At 68.1% G+C, this 16,341-nt stretch carries 17 protein-coding genes; 12 read left to right on the plus strand and 5 right to left on the minus strand.

Annotated elements, in window-relative coordinates:
* Positions 1-142: 142 nt before the first annotated feature.
* Together LH390_RS00425 and LH390_RS00430 are read right to left on the minus strand one after the other, a co-directional pair.
* The gene (locus LH390_RS00425) at positions 143-1,564 is read right to left on the minus strand and encodes a hypothetical protein (protein WP_227281118.1); all 1,422 of its coding nucleotides are present in this window, start codon (positions 1,562-1,564) and stop codon (positions 143-145) included.
* 442 nt (positions 1,565-2,006) lie between these two features.
* Complete coding sequence (locus LH390_RS00430; RefSeq protein ID WP_227281117.1) at positions 2,007-2,642, minus strand: sugar O-acetyltransferase; 636 nt, start codon at positions 2,640-2,642, stop codon at positions 2,007-2,009.
* A gap of 37 nt (positions 2,643-2,679) precedes the next feature.
* Here LH390_RS00430 and LH390_RS00435 point away from each other — a divergent pair, with 37 nt between their 5' ends.
* The 9 genes from LH390_RS00435 to LH390_RS00475 all read left to right on the plus strand — a co-directional run bounded on the left by LH390_RS00435 (position 2,680) and on the right by LH390_RS00475 (position 10,588).
* Positions 2,680-3,402 carry an SDR family oxidoreductase gene (locus LH390_RS00435; RefSeq protein ID WP_227281116.1) on the plus strand — a complete coding sequence of 241 codons (723 nt, stop codon included), beginning with the start codon at positions 2,680-2,682 and terminating at the stop codon, positions 3,400-3,402.
* Between the two features lie 12 nt (positions 3,403-3,414).
* The gene (locus tag LH390_RS00440) at positions 3,415-4,056 is read left to right on the plus strand and encodes a LysE family translocator (protein ID WP_227281115.1); all 642 of its coding nucleotides are present in this window, start codon (positions 3,415-3,417) and stop codon (positions 4,054-4,056) included.
* Between the two features lie 61 nt (positions 4,057-4,117).
* Complete coding sequence (locus LH390_RS00445; RefSeq protein ID WP_227281114.1) at positions 4,118-4,405, plus strand: RNA-binding S4 domain-containing protein; 288 nt, start codon at positions 4,118-4,120, stop codon at positions 4,403-4,405.
* A 3-nt stretch (positions 4,406-4,408) separates the two neighbouring features.
* Positions 4,409-5,230, plus strand: coding sequence for a VOC family protein (locus LH390_RS00450; RefSeq protein WP_227281113.1), 822 nt, complete (start codon positions 4,409-4,411; stop codon positions 5,228-5,230).
* 46 nt (positions 5,231-5,276) lie between these two features.
* Entirely contained in the window at positions 5,277-6,149 is an 873-nt protein-coding gene (locus tag LH390_RS00455) for a hypothetical protein (protein ID WP_227281112.1), read from the plus strand.
* A gap of 1 nt (position 6,150) precedes the next feature.
* A complete protein-coding gene (locus LH390_RS00460) occupies positions 6,151-7,500 on the plus strand; it encodes an MATE family efflux transporter (RefSeq protein ID WP_283095033.1) in 1,350 nt (449 codons plus the stop codon).
* Positions 7,501-7,579: 79 nt separating this feature from the next.
* Positions 7,580-8,767, plus strand: coding sequence for an ABC transporter substrate-binding protein (locus LH390_RS00465; protein WP_227281111.1), 1,188 nt, complete (start codon positions 7,580-7,582; stop codon positions 8,765-8,767).
* Positions 8,764-9,837 carry a FecCD family ABC transporter permease gene (locus LH390_RS00470; RefSeq protein ID WP_399524741.1) on the plus strand — a complete coding sequence of 358 codons (1,074 nt, stop codon included), beginning with the start codon at positions 8,764-8,766 and terminating at the stop codon, positions 9,835-9,837. The genes LH390_RS00465 and LH390_RS00470 overlap by 4 nt, the downstream gene beginning before the upstream one ends.
* 4 nt (positions 9,838-9,841) lie before the next feature.
* The gene (locus LH390_RS00475; RefSeq protein WP_227281110.1) at positions 9,842-10,588 is read left to right on the plus strand and encodes an ABC transporter ATP-binding protein; all 747 of its coding nucleotides are present in this window, start codon (positions 9,842-9,844) and stop codon (positions 10,586-10,588) included.
* Here the strand turns inward: LH390_RS00475 and LH390_RS00480 are convergent, their stop codons facing one another.
* On the minus strand, positions 10,589-11,473 hold the full coding sequence (locus tag LH390_RS00480; protein WP_227281109.1) for an alpha/beta hydrolase: 885 nt from the start codon (positions 11,471-11,473) through the stop codon (positions 10,589-10,591).
* 69 nt (positions 11,474-11,542) lie between these two features.
* Between LH390_RS00480 and LH390_RS00485 the strand changes: the two genes are divergently transcribed.
* Positions 11,543-12,121 (plus strand): hypothetical protein, encoded by a 579-nt coding sequence (locus LH390_RS00485; RefSeq protein ID WP_227281108.1) that lies wholly within the window; start codon positions 11,543-11,545, stop codon positions 12,119-12,121.
* 42 nt (positions 12,122-12,163) lie between these two features.
* Here the strand turns inward: LH390_RS00485 and LH390_RS00490 are convergent, their stop codons facing one another.
* The gene (locus tag LH390_RS00490; RefSeq protein ID WP_227288241.1) at positions 12,164-14,131 is read right to left on the minus strand and encodes a M13 family metallopeptidase; all 1,968 of its coding nucleotides are present in this window, start codon (positions 14,129-14,131) and stop codon (positions 12,164-12,166) included.
* A 58-nt stretch (positions 14,132-14,189) separates the two neighbouring features.
* Between LH390_RS00490 and LH390_RS00495 the strand changes: the two genes are divergently transcribed.
* On the plus strand, positions 14,190-14,948 hold the full coding sequence (locus tag LH390_RS00495; protein ID WP_227281106.1) for a hypothetical protein: 759 nt from the start codon (positions 14,190-14,192) through the stop codon (positions 14,946-14,948).
* Entirely contained in the window at positions 14,945-15,898 is a 954-nt protein-coding gene (locus LH390_RS00500) for a PrsW family intramembrane metalloprotease (protein WP_227281105.1), read from the plus strand. Before LH390_RS00495 ends, LH390_RS00500 begins: the two co-directional genes overlap by 4 nt.
* Here LH390_RS00500 and ybaK read toward each other — a convergent pair.
* Entirely contained in the window at positions 15,836-16,330 is a 495-nt protein-coding gene (ybaK, locus tag LH390_RS00505) for a Cys-tRNA(Pro) deacylase (protein WP_227281104.1), read from the minus strand. The two genes, LH390_RS00500 and ybaK, sit on opposite strands and share 63 nt — an antisense overlap.
* Between the last annotated feature and the right edge of the window lie 11 nt (positions 16,331-16,341).

The following is a 16,341-nucleotide window of genomic DNA, read 5'->3' on the forward strand; positions in this document are numbered from 1 at the left end:
GCGGGGCGGGGCCCACAGGCTGCAGCGCGGCGGCGCAACGGGCAGGGCAGTACTGGACAAAGAAAACCGCGCGCCCCGCCGGTAGTGGCGGTGCGCGCGGTGTGAGCGGTGGGGGCGTTGGTGCCCTCAGCGATCAATCAGATCAGAAGATACCGGCGTTCTTGCGGCCCAGGTGATCCCAGGTGAAGTCGCGGGAATCCACGTCCTGATCGTTGTCGGTGGTCTCGTCGCCGTCGATGCGGCCGATCTGGGTCACCGTGATGTAGTTCTTCAGGCGGCCTTCCTTGGTCAGCCCGTCACCGAAGTTGAGGTTGGCAATGAGCTTGTCCTCGCCAGCGTTGATCGGGTTGGACAGGGTCACCTCGAAGGAACGGGTGGAGGTCTCCGGGTCGAAGCCCAGGTCGCGGGTGTAGGCACCGTTGAACCAGCCGGGGGTGATCAGGCGATCGACGCCCTCGGGGCCATCGGCGGTGTGCACGTCGATGCGGAAGCGGGTGGACATGTCGTCCTGGTAGTAGCGCTTCTCACCCACGTTCTTCACGCGGACGGCAACCAGTCCGGCAAAGCCCTTGGCCTTGCCAGCGGCGACCTTGTAGTAGGGGGTCAGGTCGTAGGGCTGCTTGGTGTCCTCGATCTCAACCTTGGACTCGCGCTTGGGCTCCTCAGCAGCCTCAGCCTCGACAGCCTCGGCCTCATCGGCGTCGGCCTCGGTGGCGGTGTCGGTGTCCTCGTCAACGTCGGAGGTAGCGGTGGGCTCGGCGTTCTCGCCGTCCTGCACCTCTTCGGCGGCGTCGTCGGTGACAACCTCGGGCTTGGCAACCTCGTTGCCGTCCTCGTCGACCTCGCCGGCGGCCTCGGTGTTACCCAGCCAGGAGTCGGCCGGGTCGGAGTACATCTTGACCTGGACCTCGTTCTTCAGCGGGGCGATGACGCGCCACGGGGTCGGGGTGGACCAGGTGCCGTTGGGGCGGCAGATCTGCTGGGTGCCGTCCAGGTGGATGGTGCGGAAGCCGTAGGTGGCTTCGCCGGTGGTGTTGGCGGGCACCTTGTAGGGGCCAATGGTCTGGCCGGCCTGCCAGGTCAGCGAGTAGGAAATCGACGCGCCGATCTGGTTGGTGATGGTCTTGGTGATGCCGAAGGAACCGGTCGAACCATCCTGGGAGTGGGAACCACCGAAGTTGAAGGAGGTGGTGTCCGTGCGGTCACCCTTGATGGTGATGGAGATGGTCTGAGACTTGCTCAGGTTCTGCGACAGCGGGATCTCGGTGTTGGACTTGTTGGTCGTGGAGATCGTGCCGGCCGGAGTGAAGTTGTCCTTGACCTTGTAGACCACGGTGCGGTAATCCTCGCCCGAGTTGCACACGGGGTGCGGGTTGAGGATGTTGGCCTTGATGTGGTCGGAGCCGTGGGTCGTGTTGACGATCGGCAGCTTCGGGTTGAGCTTCGGGGTCTCCGGGTAGACGTCGTGGTGAGTCTCAGCGTTGGCGACGACCGGAACGGTCGCGGCCGACAGAGCCACAGCGGCGGCAGCGATGATCCCCGAGATGCGACGAGTGGCGCGCATATGCATTCTCCTTCGGTGGATAACTGTCGGATTATTCGTGAATTTCTTCGATGGTGTGGCGTCCCGCGGTGCGGGGTGGGCCGCGCCCTTCAGGCCGTGGCACATAAAGCGGAGTGCAATCCGAAGATTGTTCTCTTGTGTCCTACGCCGGAGCCGGTGAAGCGTGATGCCCCTTGATTTTCGTGGCCTTCAGACGACTCAAGGATTAGTCTTTTGCCGGAGAATAGCAAGGCTTCCGTGTCCAATAAAAGAAACATAAACTAGGTGACACGTCCCCAAAAATGCCTGCTGACCTGCGCCGATGATGCACTTTCCCCCCGTTAAAGGAAAATTTTCTCAGGGGGGAAAACGGGTGGACTCCTTCGGACCTTTGCCGGGATACTTTCGTATATTGAAGGTATCTTTCGGCCCTTAGGTGTCTTACTCAGGTCACTTTGACTACCTATTTGTATATAGCATCCATAGGGGCGTCCGGTGGTAATTCCTCCCGCTCACGGCGCAGCTGCGGCGCCTGCTGCCCCAGCCGCCGCACCACCCGCGCCGGCGTGCCCACCGCCAGGCAATCATCCGGCAGATCCCTGGTGACCACCGAACACGCCCCCACCGTCACCCGGTCCCCGATGCTCACCCCGGGCAGCACCGTCACCCCCGCGCCAAGCCAACAATCCCGCCCAATGCGCACCGGGGTGCCGCGCTCCCAGCCGGCGGCGCGCATGGCCACATCATTGACCGGGTGGCCCACGGTAATCAGCTGGCAGTTCGGCCCCAGCATCGTGCCCTCCCCAATACTCACCGGGGCCGTATTGAGGATGGTCACCCCCGCATTAATAAACACGCCGCGCCCCAGCGTGAGGTGGCACCCGTACTCGATGTGCGCGGGGGCGAGCACGGAGACGTCGCTAAGCGAACAGCCGCACAGCTCATCGAGGAGTGCCCCCGCCTGCGCCGAATCCGTGTTGGCCAGCGCGTTGAAGCGCGCCATCACCCGCGCCACCCGCTCGCGCTCAGCGGTCTCCTCCGGGCCCCACGGCAGATGCCACTGCCCCGCGGCCATGCGCTGCAATCCGTGAAAATTCATAGTCACCATTGTCGCGCATAATGGCACACTAGAAAGCATGACTAAAACCGCACTGATCACGGGGGGCTCGTCCGGAATCGGCGCCGCCAGCGCCCGCGCCCTGGCTGCCGACGGCTGGCGCGTCATCGTCGCCGCCCGGCGCAAGCAGCTTATCGACGCCGTCGCCGCCGAGACCGCAGGCATCGCCCACGAGCTCGACGTCACCTCTCAAGACTCCGTCGACGAGCTGGCCGCCTGGGTGGATGCTGAAATCGGCGCCCTCGACCTGCTGGTCAACAACGCCGGCGGGGCCAAGGGGCTCGACGCGGTGCGCGACGCGGACATCGCCGGCTGGCGGTGGATGTATGAGACCAACGTGCTGGGCACCCTGCGCGTATCCAACGCCCTGCGCCCCGCCCTGCTGGCCGCCCCCGCCGGGCAGATCATCACCATCGGCTCGATCGCCGGGTTGGAACCCTACGTCGGCGGCGCCGGCTACAACGCCGCGAAGTTCGGCGTCCGCGCGCTCACCCGCGTCCAACGCCTCGAGGAGGCCGCCGACGGCGCCCGCCTGCGCGTCACCGAAATCGACCCCGGCCGGGTGCACACGGACTTCTCGCTGATCCGCTTCGACGGCGATGCCGAGCGCGCTGCCGCCGTCTACGAGGGCCACCTCAACCTCACCGCCGAAGACATCGCCGAATCCGTGCGCTGGGTGGCCAGCCTGCCCGACCACGTCAACGTGGACCGCATCCACATCATGCCCCGCGACCAGGTCTAGCCGGTAGCGCCCATGACCCTTGCCTCCCTGACCACCCTGCTCGGCGTATGGATTGTGGCGTTGCTCAGCCCCGGCCCGGACGTGGTCGCCGTCATCCGCACGGCCCTGCGCTCCCGGCGCGCCGGGGTCGCCTGCGCCTGTGGGGTGATGACCGGCAACGCCGGCTGGATCACCGCCAGCCTCGCCGGGGTGGCCGCCCTGATCACCGCCCACCCGCACCTGCTGGCCTGGGCCCAGGTCATCGGCGGGGCCTACCTGGCGTGGCTGGGCTACCGGGCCCTGCGCGGCGGGCTGGCCGCCCGGGGCACAGAGGCGGTCGACCTGACCGGCGCCAGCCCGGCCGCCCCCAGCCTGGCCGCGGCCTGGCGCTACGGGCTGTCTGTCAACCTGGCCAACCCCAAGGCGCTGGTGTTCTTTGGCGCCGTGTTCGCCCAGTTTGTCGGCCCGGAGATGGGCTGGCATTGGGGGCTGGGGGTGGCCGTGGCGATGGTGGCCATCGGGCTGGCCTGGTTCGCCGGGCTGGCGCTGGCTGCCGGGGCGGCCGCCGCGCGCATCATACGATACTGGTGGCTCATGGATGCGATCGCCGGGGCGATCTTCCTGGTGCTCGCCGTGGCGATGATCCTCGGCGGGCTGCGCGTGGTGGTGGGCTAGCCTGCACACCGGCCGCAGTCCCTGCCCGGGCCCCGGCTCCGGCCCCGTAGACTTGGCGTCCATGCAGTCCTTTGAGGTAGCCATCCGCGATGAGTCCATCAAACTGGGCCAGTTTCTCAAGCTCGCCGCCCTGGCGGCCACGGGCGGTGAGGCCAAGGCGGCCATCGCCGCAGGCGAGGTCCTGGTTGACGGGCAGCCGTGCACGCAGCGCGGCCATGTGCTGCGCCCGGGCGACGTGGTGGAGTTTTCCGGCCAGCGCGCCACGGTGGTCGCGGAGGATGATCAGGACTACTTCGATGAGGCCACCGCCAATGATGACTTCGACCCGGAAAAGTGGAGGAACCTCTAGCTCATGCCCGCCTTCGACGCAGAATTTGGCATGCCCATCTGGTGGGAGCTGCTCAGCTCCTCCCCGCGGCGCTCCACGCACTTTTATACGCAGGTGTTGGGGTGGTCCATCAGCCCCCACGCGCGCCATGAGGACTACCTCATCGCCCGCGCCGGGGGCCTGCCCGTCGCCGGGATTGTGGCCCAGCCCGCCGACGCCGCCGGTCCGGATACCTGGGTGACGTATTTCCGGGCGCGGGACATCTCCCGGGATCTGCGCCGGGTAGAGGAGCTGGGCGGCCGGGTGCTCTCGGGCCCGCACCGGGTGGCCATGGGTACGTCTGCCGTGGTGGCGGATCCGGCGGGGGCGCTGTGCGGGCTGCTGCAACCGGCGGGCCCGGAGCACTTTGTGGCCGCGGGGGAGCCGGGCACCCCGGTGTGGCACGAGCTGACGGCCACCACGAATTTTGAGGCCGCCGGTGACTTCTACCACTTCCTTTTTGACTGGATGATCGCCCAGGCGGACGGCTACGCCACGGCGGTGGCTGGCGGGGCGGCGTTCGCGGGGCTGCGCGACGCCTCGGGCACGGGCGCCCAGGTGCCGAGCTTCTGGCAGAGCTTCGTGGGCGTGGCGGACCTAGCGGCCGCGGCCGCCGCGGTGCCCGGCCTGGGCGGCGAGGTGCTTGCGCGCCCCCAGGACACGCCCTTTGGCCGGCTGGCGGTGGTGGCCGATTCCACCGGCGCGGTGGTCACGCTGTGCGAGGTCGCCCCGTACACGGACCCGGACCCGCAGGCGGACGCCGGTGCAGAAGGCCAAGACATTTTGGGCCTGTTGGATCAGGATTAGCCGATTGTGGCGCCGCGCGGCGGTTGTGGGGCCCTATACTGTGGCAATGACTGCTGTGACTTCCTGCGCGTCGGCCCTGGCGCGGCGCGCGGCCCTGGGTGCCGGCGCGGTGGCGCTGGCGGTGGCCGGTGTGGCCGTTCCTGCTTCGGCGTTGACTCTTGATCCGGCGGCGGTGCCGCCGCGCACGCAGCTCACCCTCCGGGTCGAGGGTGGGCCCACGGTGGCTACCGCTAATGCGGATGAGTCGCGCCCCGCGTTGTCCTTGGCCAAGCTGTACTTGGGCCATTGGGTGCTGCATCATGGTTCCCCGGGGGATGCCGCCCGGGTCGAGGACATGATCCGCTATTCCCAAGATGGGACGGCCACGCAGCTCGATGCCACCTACCCGCAGGCCATCAGCGCCACCGCCGCGGAGTTTGGGCTGGCGAACACCCACTACAACGGCTTTTGGGGGCACACCACCACCTCGACGAATGACGTGACGGCCTTCCTCAACGCGGTGCGCTACAACCCGGTGGATGCGCCCCTGATCCGCGGCATGGAAACGGCCGCCCCGGTGGCTGCGGATGGCTATCGGCAGGACTACGGCACCGCCACGCTGCCGGGGGTGACGGGGACAAAGTTCGGCTGGTCGGATGACCACACCATCAACGCCACGGCGTCGATTGGCCCGGGCTTTTCCGTCGCGGCAAGCACGTACGGTCCGCCGGCGCAGCTGACCCAGGACGTCCAGGGGGCGCTGGTCCCGGACGCCCCGGCGGTACCGGCTGCCCCGCTAGCGCCGGCGGGTCAGCCATCGCTTCTCGACGCCCTCCTGCCCCCCGCGGGCTCGAGCCTTCCGGTGGCACCGGAGTCCTCACAGCTGCTGCCGCAGCTTCCCCAGCTGCCCCAGGTGCCACAGCTACCGCGGCTGTGGTGAGATGACCCGAAGCGGCGGCTACCGGCAGGTATGCGCGCTGTCCGTGCCGATTGCCGGGGTGCAATTGGCGGGGGTGGCGCTGACCACCACGGACGTGGCGGTCCTCCAGACCTTGGGGGTGGTGGTCATCGCCGGCGGGGGGCTGGCCATGCAGCTGTATAACCAGATTCGCACGATGTGCGTGGGCATGGTCACGGCCTGCTCGAACCTGGTCGCGGAGGCCACCGCGGCGCCGCAGATTCGCCAGCGCGTGCGCGCCTCTTTTGCGGTGGGCACCGCGACGGCCGTGGGTGGGGGAGGGGTACTCATGGCCCTGGCGGGGCTGGTTTTCGCCCTGCCGGTAGACCGCGAGGTGGCGTGGGTGTGCCTGGCGGTTGCGGGGGCACTGGCCCCGGGGCTGGTGCCCATGATGTGGATGAACGTGCTGCGCCAGACGGCGGTGGGGATGGGGCGTCCGGGTTCGCTGGTGGTGGTGACGGTGGCGTCGATAGTGGTCAATGGCGCGCTGGACGTGGGCTTTGTTGCGCTGGCGCCCACGCCGCTGTGGGGCGCGGTGGGGGTGGGGTGTGCCACCAGCTGCGTGCAGGCGGTGACGGTGGCGGCCTACGTGGCCATGGTGCGTCGAGACGCAACGGTGGCGCCGGTGGTGCAGGTGTGGCCCCGGCCTGGCGACGCCCCGATGATCCGGCAGGTGGTGCGGCTGGGCATCCCGGTGTCCCTGACCTACGGCTCGGAGGCGGCGCTGACCACGGTCGCCGCGGTGACCATGGGGGCGCTGAGCCCGGAGCTGCTGGCGGCGCACACCGTGGTCAACCAGATCGCCTACGTGGTCTACCAGGTCTGCATCGGGTTTTCGCACGGCGGTTCGGTGTTGGTGAGCACGGCGCTGCGGCAGGGTCGGGCGGCCGTGGCGGGGGTCTCGCGGCGGGTGTTGGTCTGTGTTGTGGTGTATCTCACGGTGATGGGTGTGGCGTGGGTGCTCGCGGGGCGCTGGGTGGTGGGGGTGTTTCTGGCCGGCGCGGACGCGCACACGGTGCATAGTGCCGCGATGTTGCTCTACTTTGCGGTCGCCCAGCAGTACGCCAAGGGGCTCGGCAACGTGCTGGTGGGGCTGCTGCGCGGGGTGCGCGACACGGTCTCTGGACTGCGGGCGACCACTGTGGGTTATTGGGTTGTTGGGGTGCCCGCGCTGGTGGTGTTGGGGGTGCCGGTGGGGTGGGGCGGATACGGGGTGTGGGCCGGTCTGGTCGCCGGGTTTGCCACCACGGCAGGTTTATTGGCGCGGACGTATCGGCGCCGAATCTCAGCGTTGCCTGAGACCGGTCTGGGAAGTGAAGGCAGACTGGGCTAACCTCGGCGGGCGGACGGTGCTCGGTGCCGGCCGGGCCCCGTGTCGCAGGGTCCTCGCATAGTGGGAAGGTATACAGCACATGTTTGCTCTTCATAGCGGGTGGCGGGCCTCGGCGCGGGCTGTCGTGGCGGTCGCCGCGGCCGCGGGCCTGGCGTTGACGGGGGCGTGTAGCTCCGCGGATTCGCATTCGGCGCGCGATAAGGGGCCCATGCATTCGGTGACGGATGTCAAGGGCCGGACGGTGGAAGTGCCGCAAAACGTCACCCGAGTATTCCTCGGCGGGCAGCGCCAGATTTACACCACGGCGTTGCTGAATAAGGCCAACCCCATCGACCGGGTGGTGGCCTGGCCGGACGACCTCAAGGAAAATGACCCCGGCACCTATGACGTCTACGCGCGCGCATTTCCGCAGCTCAAAGACATCACCACCACCGGAGAGGTCTACGATGGCTCCCTCTCCCTGGAACAGGTCCTTGACGCCGACCCGGACGTCTTTGTCCTATCCGCGGCCAATTTTGACGCCGCCGACGAGGCCGGAATCATCTCCGGATTGGACGACGCCGGCATTCCCACCGTCACCATCGATTACTTTGTTGACCCGGTGAAAAACACCGTCCCCAGCATCACGCTCATGGGGGAGATCCTGGGCAAACAAGCAGAAGCCAAGCAATTCACCGACTACTACCAGTCCAAGGTGGATCTGGTGACCTCCCGGCTAGAAAAGGCCCACGCCCAGCCCACCCCCACCTTCCTGTGGCGCGCGCCGGGCTACTTTGACTGCTGCTCAACGTTTAACAAGTCCAACCTCGCGCAGATCGTTGCCGCCGCCGGCGGGCAGAACCTGGGCGACGGCATGATCGATAGCAAGCAGGGGCAGGTCAGCCCGGAGGCGCTGGCGGATAAGGATCCCGCGGTGATCATTGCCACCGGCGCGGCGTGGGACCCGGCCAAGACCCCGGCCAAGGAGGGCACCTTTGTCCCGCTGGGCTACGGGGAGCCGCTTGACAAGGCCGCCCAGGATCTTAAGTCCGTGGTGGACAAGCAGACCGTGGTCCGCGAGCTCAAGGCCGTCAAGGACAAGCGCACCTTCGCCGCCTGGCACCCCTTCTACGACTCGCCCTATAACTTCCTGGCCATCGAGTTCTTTGCCAAGGCCATGCACCCGGAGCTCTTTGCAGACATTGACCCCCAGGCGGAGGTGGCGCAGCTGCATGAGAAGTTCCTGCCGGTGCCCGCGGACGGGACGTTCTGGACCGCGCTTCCGTGACGGCGGCGCACCCCCGCCAGCAGCAGGCGCACGCCTCCCTGGCGGCCTTTCGCCGCGCCGGCAGGCGCAAGCTGTGGATCGTCGTCGCCCTGGCGGTCCTGCTCGTGGCCGCCGCGCTGGCAGACTTCTTCATCGGCAGCGGCCGGATGAGCCCCGGCCAGGCGCTCTACGTGCTCACCCACCGCGGGCAGGTCGCCCCGGTGGCGCGCCAGATCGTCTTTGACATCCGGCTGCCCATGACGCTGACGGCGGTGCTCGTGGGCGTGGCGCTGGCGGCGGCGGGCGCCCAGATGCAAACCATCCTGGGTAACCCGCTGGCCGAACCCTACACGCTGGGCATTTCCGCGGCGGCGGGCTTCGGCGCGGCGCTGGCGGCGGTCACCGGTTTCGGGGCCACCGCGGTGGGCGCGGCGCTGGGCATGGCGGGCAGCGCGTGGGTGTGCGCCATCGGCGCGTGCGCGCTCATCGTCATCTTTGCGCGGATGCGCGGCTCCGGGGCAGAAAGCATGATCCTGCTGGGCATCGCCCTGGTCTTCCTTTTCGACGCCCTGCTCGCCCTCATGCAGTACGTGGCCTCAGAAACGCAGCTTGAGCAGGTGGTCTTCTGGACGCTCGGCGCCCTGACCCGGGCCACCTGGGCCCAGATTGCCACCCTGGCGGTGGTCACCAGCTGCTGCCTGGCGGGCTTCTACGCCAACGCCTGGAAGCTCACCGCGTTTCGCATGGGCGATGAGCGCGCCCGGGCGCTGGGTGTGCGCGTGGACCGGGTGCGCACGCTCACCCTCGTGGGGGTCTCCCTCATGGCCGCCACCGCGGTGTCCATGGCCGGAACCATCGGGTTCATCGGCCTGGTGGGCCCGCACGTGGCGCGCATCCTCGTCGGCGAGGAGCAGCGCTACTTCCTCACCGCCTCGCTGCTGTCCGGCGGGGTGCTGCTCACCAGCGCCTCGGTGGTGTCCAAGCTCATCCAGCCGGGCGTGATCCTGCCGGTGGGCATCATCACCGCGATCGTCGGCGTGCCCGTCTTCATGGTCATCATCATGTCCACTCGACGCCGGAACTGGGGGTGAGCACATGGGCGAACAACTCTGCGCCACCGGACTGGGCGTGCGCCTAGGATCCACCGACATCCTCACGGCGGTCACCCTCCCGCCGCTGCGCCCGGGTGAGGTCACCGCGCTCATCGGGCCGAACGGCTCCGGCAAATCCACCCTCCTGCGCGCCCTGGCCGGCCTGCACCGCCACACCGGCACCGTCACCGGGCCCCAGCCGCTCTACCTGCCGCAGGACCCGCCGCCGCACAGCGCGCTCAGCGTCTTCGAATCCGTCGTGGTGGCCCGCCAACAGGCCGCCCGCGGACTCGCCGGACTGCGCGTCTCACCGCAGGTGCGTGACGACGTCGCCGGGGTGCTGCACCAGCTCGACTTAAGCGCCCTGGCGGATCGGCCCATGGCCCAACTGTCCGGCGGGCAACGCCAACTGGTCAGCTTCGCCCAGGCGGTCATCCGCCGCCCCCGCGTCCTGCTCCTCGACGAGCCCACCAGCGCCCTCGACCTGCGCAACCAGCTCATGCTGCTCGGCCACATCCGGGACTTCGCCGCCGCCGGGCCCGCCGCCGTCCTGGTTGCCCTCCACGACCTCGGCCAGGCCGCGCGCTTTTGCCACCGCGCAGTGGTCCTCCACCGCGGCGCGGTCCACTCCAGCGGGACCCCGCAGGAAGTCATCACACCGCAGATGCTCGCCCAGGTCTACCGGGTTTCCGCCACGGTCACCCCCACCGCCGACGGCGGGCTGGCCGTGGAGGCCTCCCAGGCGCTGTGACTACTCCTGCGCCTGAGCATCCGGGTGCACGGACTCCAAAAACTCCGCCACATCGCGGATGCGCGCCCGCGCCACCGCCGGGGTAGACACCCGATGGCGGGCAACAAAGCGATGCACCGTGATCTGGCTGGGCACCTGATCGTTGCCCTTCAGGCCCTCGGGCACCGCCGCAACCTCATCCGCCAGCGCGATCTGCACCAAAGAACGCGGCCACTGCTGCGGCTGCGCCAACGTCACCCCACCGCGCAGCTCGTCCGGAAGATTGGGAACCGAGTCAAGATCGGGGAAGGTGAGCACCAGGGCGTCGACAAGCGGGGCCAACGCCACCGCAAGCGCACCGCCGGAGGAATACCCCCACCCCACCACCGCATCAGCGCCCTGGCCGCGGGCATAATCCACCGCCGCCTCCGCAGCGGCAATGATCTCCGGCAGGGTGTGTTCCGGGGCCAACGGATAATCAACGTCAAGGATCGGCACCCCAGACAGCGACGCCGCCGCCGCAACCTCCGGACGCCACTGCAACTCCAACGCATCCCCCGACCCGCGCCACCAGCCGCCCGAATGGAACGACACCGCCCACGTAGCGCTGCGCCAGTCCGCCCCATACAACCGGGCAGACGCCTCCGGAACCTCCCGAACAGGCACATCCTGCGTATACGCCACCCCCGGCATCGCATGATTCAGCCCCGCACCCAACTGCAACATCGCCGCATGCGTCAGCCGATCCGGCAGACGCGCCGACCACCCATCCGCCGGACCCGCATCCACGGTATCGCCCGGCTGCGCCTTCCACGGCGGGGTAAACGGGGGCAAAGGATAGTGGGCATCGATGTAGCTGCCCAACACCTCAAGCTGCTCAATCTCACTCAACTGTGGATCCGTCATGCACCCCAGACTACGCTGGGCAGACACGCTGCCAGAACAGGCGCAGCAGGGCAGCAGGAAGGACACCCCATGTACCCCCACACCGAACTCCACGCCCAGATCGCCCAACGCTACGGCGGGTTTGGCGACGTCCTGGGCGTCTACCACCTCCCCGGGGTGAGCCACGTAGAAACCATCATCGGCCGCGACTTCGACGGCCGCCTGAGGCAACTGTCCATCAGCGCGCCCGCCTCCGCCGACGGCCTGGCCTCCGTCTTTGACAACATCGACGACCCCCACGCCATCCTCGCCCCCGGCATGAGCGACCCCGCCGCCGTCGCCGGCTACCTGCGCGCCATCCTCACCCCCGGCGAGATCACCCCCACCCCCGACGACGTACTCGCCCTGCGCGGCTCCGGCAACGCCCACGACATCGGCGCCGTCACCCTCCACGAGGTCACCCGGCAACGCGCCGTAGGCACCGTCCACATCGACGGCCACGACCGCGGCTTTACCCTGCGCCTGCCCAACCTGCCCGGCCCGCAGCGAGCCCCCAGCACCGACTACCAAACCTCCGCGCTGCACCTGACCGGAACCAACGCGCAGCTGACAGCCCAACCGCTGGTGCTGGCCGAACTGATCTGGCAAACCGCCGCCCAGCCGGACTAGCGGGACTGGGCGGGGCGGCTCGGGACTGGGCGGGCTAGCCGGTTACCAAATGGTCACCCGGTCCTCCGGGGCAATATACATCGCAGAATCCGGGCCGATCTCCGGGAAAGCCTCATAGAGTTCCGCCACATTCCCGGCGATGATATTGCACCGGAACTCCGCCGGCGAGTGCGGATCAATGGCCAAATACTGCGTGGCCATCTCCGGGCGGATCGCCGTGCGCCACACCCGCGCCCACGCCAAAAACAGCCGCTGGAGGCCCGTGAAGTCCTGCTGCGCCAGGACCGGCTCGCCGCCGTCGACCGGGAACGGGCGCGCCGGGGTATCCGCAAAAGTCTGCCCCTGGGCGGCAAGGTAATTGCGATACGCCGCCACGGCGATACCCAAACCACCCAGGTCACCGATGTTCTCACCCAGCGTGAAGCGCCCATTGACGCCCCGGCTTTCCATGCCAGTCTCCGCCAGGACGGTGGGCACCCGGCCGTCGAACTGGGTGACCAGGTTCTCCGTCAGCGCACTAAACGCCTCCCGGTCCGCGTCCGTCCACCAGTTATCCAGGTTGCCCTGTCCGTCATACTGGGAGCCCTGGTCATCAAAACCGTGACCGATCTCATGGCCAATCACCGCGCCAATGGCGCCCAGGTTCTCCGCCATGTCCGCCTCCGGGTCAAAGAAGGGCGGCTGCAAAATCGCGGCCGGGAAGGTGATGTCATTGACCACCGGGTTATAAAAGGCGTTGACCGTCTGCGGGGTGGCAAACCACTCGTCCCGGTCGACCGGCTTGCCCACCTTGGACAGGTCATCATCGTTGCGAAACGCCGCCGCGGCCGCCACGTTGGCCACCAGATTCTGCCCGCCGGGGCTAAAAGTCAGGCCCTCGTAGCTGCGCGGATGCTCCGGGTAGCCGATCTTCGCCCGGAACGCCTTCAGCTTCTCCAGCGCGCGCGCCTTGGTCTCCTGCGTCATCCACTCCAGGGCCGTGATGCGCTCCCGGTAGGCCTCCAACAGCAGGTCCACCAGGCCCAGCATGGCCTCCTTGGACGAGGCCGGGAAGTGCTCCTTGACGTAGGCCTTGCCCACCTCATGGCCCACCATGGACTCCACCAGAGACACCCCGCGCTTCCAGCGGTCGCGCTGCTCGGTCGCCCCGGACAAGGTGCGGCCAAAGAAATCAAAGTTCGCCTCCGTGATCTCCGGGGCCAGCAGGCCCGCTCGGCTGAGCAGCACGTGCCACACGGCCCACAGGCGGAAGTCCTCCAGGTGCTCCTCGTCGAAGAGCTCGGCCAGGTGATCCAGGTAGGACGGCATCATGACAATGACGTCTTCTGTGGGCACCCCGGCGGCGGTGAGCATCTCCGCGACCAGCGGCGGCAGCTGCGCGAACGGGGTGGGGTTATAGGTCTTGACTGCATCCCGGCTGGCCACCACATCCCAGTGGCCGCTGGCCAGCTGCGCCTCCAGGTCCAGGATGCGATCGGCAGCCTCGGTCGGCGACAGGGAACCAAGGGGGGCGTTCAGACAGTCTGAATAGGAAGGGTCAACAAGGAAGGAGAGCATCCGGCCCACATGCGCGCGGTAGGCGCCCAAGGTTTGGGCGTGTGCCTCCTCCCGGTAGTAGGCCTCATCCGGCAATCCCAACCCGGACTGCACCAGGTAGACCACGGAGTTTTCCCCTCGGGAATCCTTCTCCACCCAAAAGCCCACTGGGGCGCCCACCCCGTGGCGGTCCAACTGTCCCAGGACTCGGGCTAGCTCGTCTGGGCTGTCGGCCGCCCGGATCTGCGCGATGTCGTCTGCCAGCGGCGCCAGGCCGGCCGCCGTGATGGCGTCTGTGTCCATGAAGGAGGAAAACAGCACGCCAGGAAGCCCCTCGTCGTCGCGCACGATGGCGTGAACGTCGGCTTCGGCGGCGTCGCGAAGCGCATGGAAAGTCCCATCCACCCCCCGATCAGCAGGAATCACATGAGACGCCAACCACGGTCCGTTGACACAAGAATAGAGGTCATTCATGCCGCCCACTCTAGGCCACCGAAGCGCCCGGCAGGCGCGTGCCTCTAGGCTGGTGGCCATGCCTCGATACAGATTCCAGCCGCGGCGCCTTGGACGGTTGTGGGTGACGCTGCTGACGGTCACCGTCGTCTTCTTTGCGCTGCCCGTAGGCATCAACGCGCTGCTGCCCACCCCCGGCGCGCAGATCGAAGATGTCACCCTGGCCTCCGACGATGAGGCCTGGAGCGTCCCGCTGCCGCTGCGCTGCGAGGTGGACCCGGACGCCGTGTTTGGCAAGAGCTGGAACTGCGGTTCCGCCCGCGTGTCCTCGGTAGAGGTTGATGGCATCCGGGATGCCCACACCACCATGCGCCGCATGGCGCGCGCCGCCTCCGTGGAGACGGCCGGGCCGTTCCTGCCCGCGCTTGTCCCCGTTGCTACCGCTGAGTCCGCCGAGGGCCACCAGGAGACCCGCAGGGTGTACCCCACCCCGCCAGACGGCACCCCGCTGCTGGCGGCCACCTCTGACATCGTGTCCATGCTCGCGCCCATCCCAGACAGCGAGAGCTACCTCAGCCTGACCATCCACGGCGGGCGCGCGACGGACCCGGACGATCTTGCGGAACTGACCCGCATGATGTGGCAGAAACTCACCGGCGCCGAGCTTGACGACGCCGCCGTCGCCCAGGTCGCCCACCTAGTCCACGACGAGGAGCTGCCCAGCAAGATCCCCGACTTCGGCTTCGAGGTACCCCGGCCCGTCGATAGCGTCACCTACCGGCCCGCCGCCACCCAGGTTTTCACGGCCACCCAGACCCCCAAGGAGCGTGCCGCATGAGCCGCAGTTTCCGCATCGCCCTGATCGTTTTGTGCGTGGTGTGCGTGCCCGTCTCCGTTGTCATGTACCTGCTCAACATGGTGCTGTCCTGGCAGGGCGGGCTCATCGGCCTGGTTGGCGCCATCATCTACACGGCGCTGATCCTGGTGCTGCTGCGCCTAAGCCCCATGTGGCCGCGCGGCGGCGGGCCCTGGTGGATCATCACCGCCTACCTGTGGGGCGGGGCAGTGGCCACCAGCCTGGCGCTGATCGTGGCCAGCCCGCCGACCGAGCTGGCCAGCCGGATCGGGCTGCCCTCCCTGCGGGCGTCCTTCGGCGGGGCCTACCCGGAGGAATTTGGCAAGGCGCTCGGCGTGTTCTTTGTGCTGCTGTCCTTCCGGCACCTCACCCGCCCCTGGCATGGGCTGATCACCGGCGCGATCGTGGGGCTGGGTTTCGAGGCCTATGAAAACGGCCTGTACGGCGCGATGGGCGCGCTGTTTGACGCCAACTCAGATGTCACCGGCACGCTGCACATGTGGATCCTGCGGCTCATCCTCGGGCCCTGCCTGCACATCACCCTGACCAGCATGATCGGCTGGGCCATCGGCTGGGCGCTCTTCGGGGAGGGAATGAGCATGGGCGCCCGCGTGTGGATCATCGTGCGCTGGTGGGCGCTGGCCTTTACCCTGCACTTCTGCTGGAACATCATGTGGGATTCGCCGGTGGCGGAAATCGCCGGGCCGATCCTGGTCTCCCTGGTGCTCTACCCCACGGTGGTCTGGCTGTTCTGGCGGGGCAACCGGATGGCCCGCAGCGACGAACCCCCCACCCACACCCCGGGGCTGGTGACCACCACCGCGCAGCTGGCCGCCTGGCAGTCCGCGCACGGCATCGCCCCCGCCGGGCTAGTCCCGGGCGATGGGGGCAAAGACCGCGCCGGTGACCTGCGCGAGATCCTGCGGAGCTAGCTCCACATCAAAACCGCGCTTCCCACCGGAAACTAGCACCCGATCCAGCTGCGCAATGGAGGAATCCAACACGGTGGGCAGGGCCTTCTTCTGCCCGATCGGGCTGATCCCGCCCACCACATACCCGGTCATCCGCTCGGCGGCATGCGGATCACACATGGCTGCCTTCTTCGCCCCCAGCGCCGCGGCCACCGCCTTCAGATTCAACGAACCCGTCACCGGCACGACCGCCACCCCCACGCCGCGGTCCGTGTCCACCAGCAGCGTCTTGCAAATACTCGCCGGGTCCCGGTCCAACGCCTCGGCCGCCTCCTGCCCAAAGGAACTCACGGCGGGATCATGGGCGAACTCAATGACCGAAAACGCCACCCCTGCACGCTCTAGCGCGAGCGTAGCGGGAGTGGCACCCTTCTTCTGCTTCTTCTTAGCCACGGCCCCCAAGC

It is taken from the genome of Corynebacterium uberis (assembly GCF_020616335.1).
GTDB lineage: Bacteria > Actinomycetota > Actinomycetes > Mycobacteriales > Mycobacteriaceae > Corynebacterium > Corynebacterium uberis.

Excerpts from the sequence above, each read along its gene's own strand:
- LH390_RS00495 (WP_227281106.1), top strand. The coding sequence starts at position 14,190 with ATGCCTCGATACAGATTCCAGCCGCGGCGCCTTGGACGGTTGTGGGTG.
- LH390_RS00490 (WP_227288241.1), bottom strand. The coding sequence starts at position 14,131 with ATGAATGACCTCTATTCTTGTGTCAACGGACCGTGGTTGGCGTCTCAT.
- LH390_RS00480 (WP_227281109.1), bottom strand. The coding sequence starts at position 11,473 with ATGACGGATCCACAGTTGAGTGAGATTGAGCAGCTTGAGGTGTTGGGC.
- LH390_RS00475 (WP_227281110.1), top strand. The coding sequence starts at position 9,842 with ATGGGCGAACAACTCTGCGCCACCGGACTGGGCGTGCGCCTAGGATCC.
- LH390_RS00460 (WP_283095033.1), top strand. The coding sequence starts at position 6,151 with ATGACCCGAAGCGGCGGCTACCGGCAGGTATGCGCGCTGTCCGTGCCG.
- LH390_RS00500 (WP_227281105.1), top strand. The coding sequence starts at position 14,945 with ATGAGCCGCAGTTTCCGCATCGCCCTGATCGTTTTGTGCGTGGTGTGC.
- LH390_RS00485 (WP_227281108.1), top strand. The coding sequence starts at position 11,543 with ATGTACCCCCACACCGAACTCCACGCCCAGATCGCCCAACGCTACGGC.
- LH390_RS00445 (WP_227281114.1), top strand. The coding sequence starts at position 4,118 with ATGCAGTCCTTTGAGGTAGCCATCCGCGATGAGTCCATCAAACTGGGC.
- LH390_RS00435 (WP_227281116.1), top strand. The coding sequence starts at position 2,680 with ATGACTAAAACCGCACTGATCACGGGGGGCTCGTCCGGAATCGGCGCC.
- LH390_RS00455 (WP_227281112.1), top strand. The coding sequence starts at position 5,277 with ATGACTGCTGTGACTTCCTGCGCGTCGGCCCTGGCGCGGCGCGCGGCC.
- LH390_RS00450 (WP_227281113.1), top strand. The coding sequence starts at position 4,409 with ATGCCCGCCTTCGACGCAGAATTTGGCATGCCCATCTGGTGGGAGCTG.
- LH390_RS00425 (WP_227281118.1), bottom strand. The coding sequence starts at position 1,564 with ATGCGCGCCACTCGTCGCATCTCGGGGATCATCGCTGCCGCCGCTGTG.
- LH390_RS00465 (WP_227281111.1), top strand. The coding sequence starts at position 7,580 with ATGTTTGCTCTTCATAGCGGGTGGCGGGCCTCGGCGCGGGCTGTCGTG.
- LH390_RS00440 (WP_227281115.1), top strand. The coding sequence starts at position 3,415 with ATGACCCTTGCCTCCCTGACCACCCTGCTCGGCGTATGGATTGTGGCG.
- LH390_RS00430 (WP_227281117.1), bottom strand. The coding sequence starts at position 2,642 with ATGAATTTTCACGGATTGCAGCGCATGGCCGCGGGGCAGTGGCATCTG.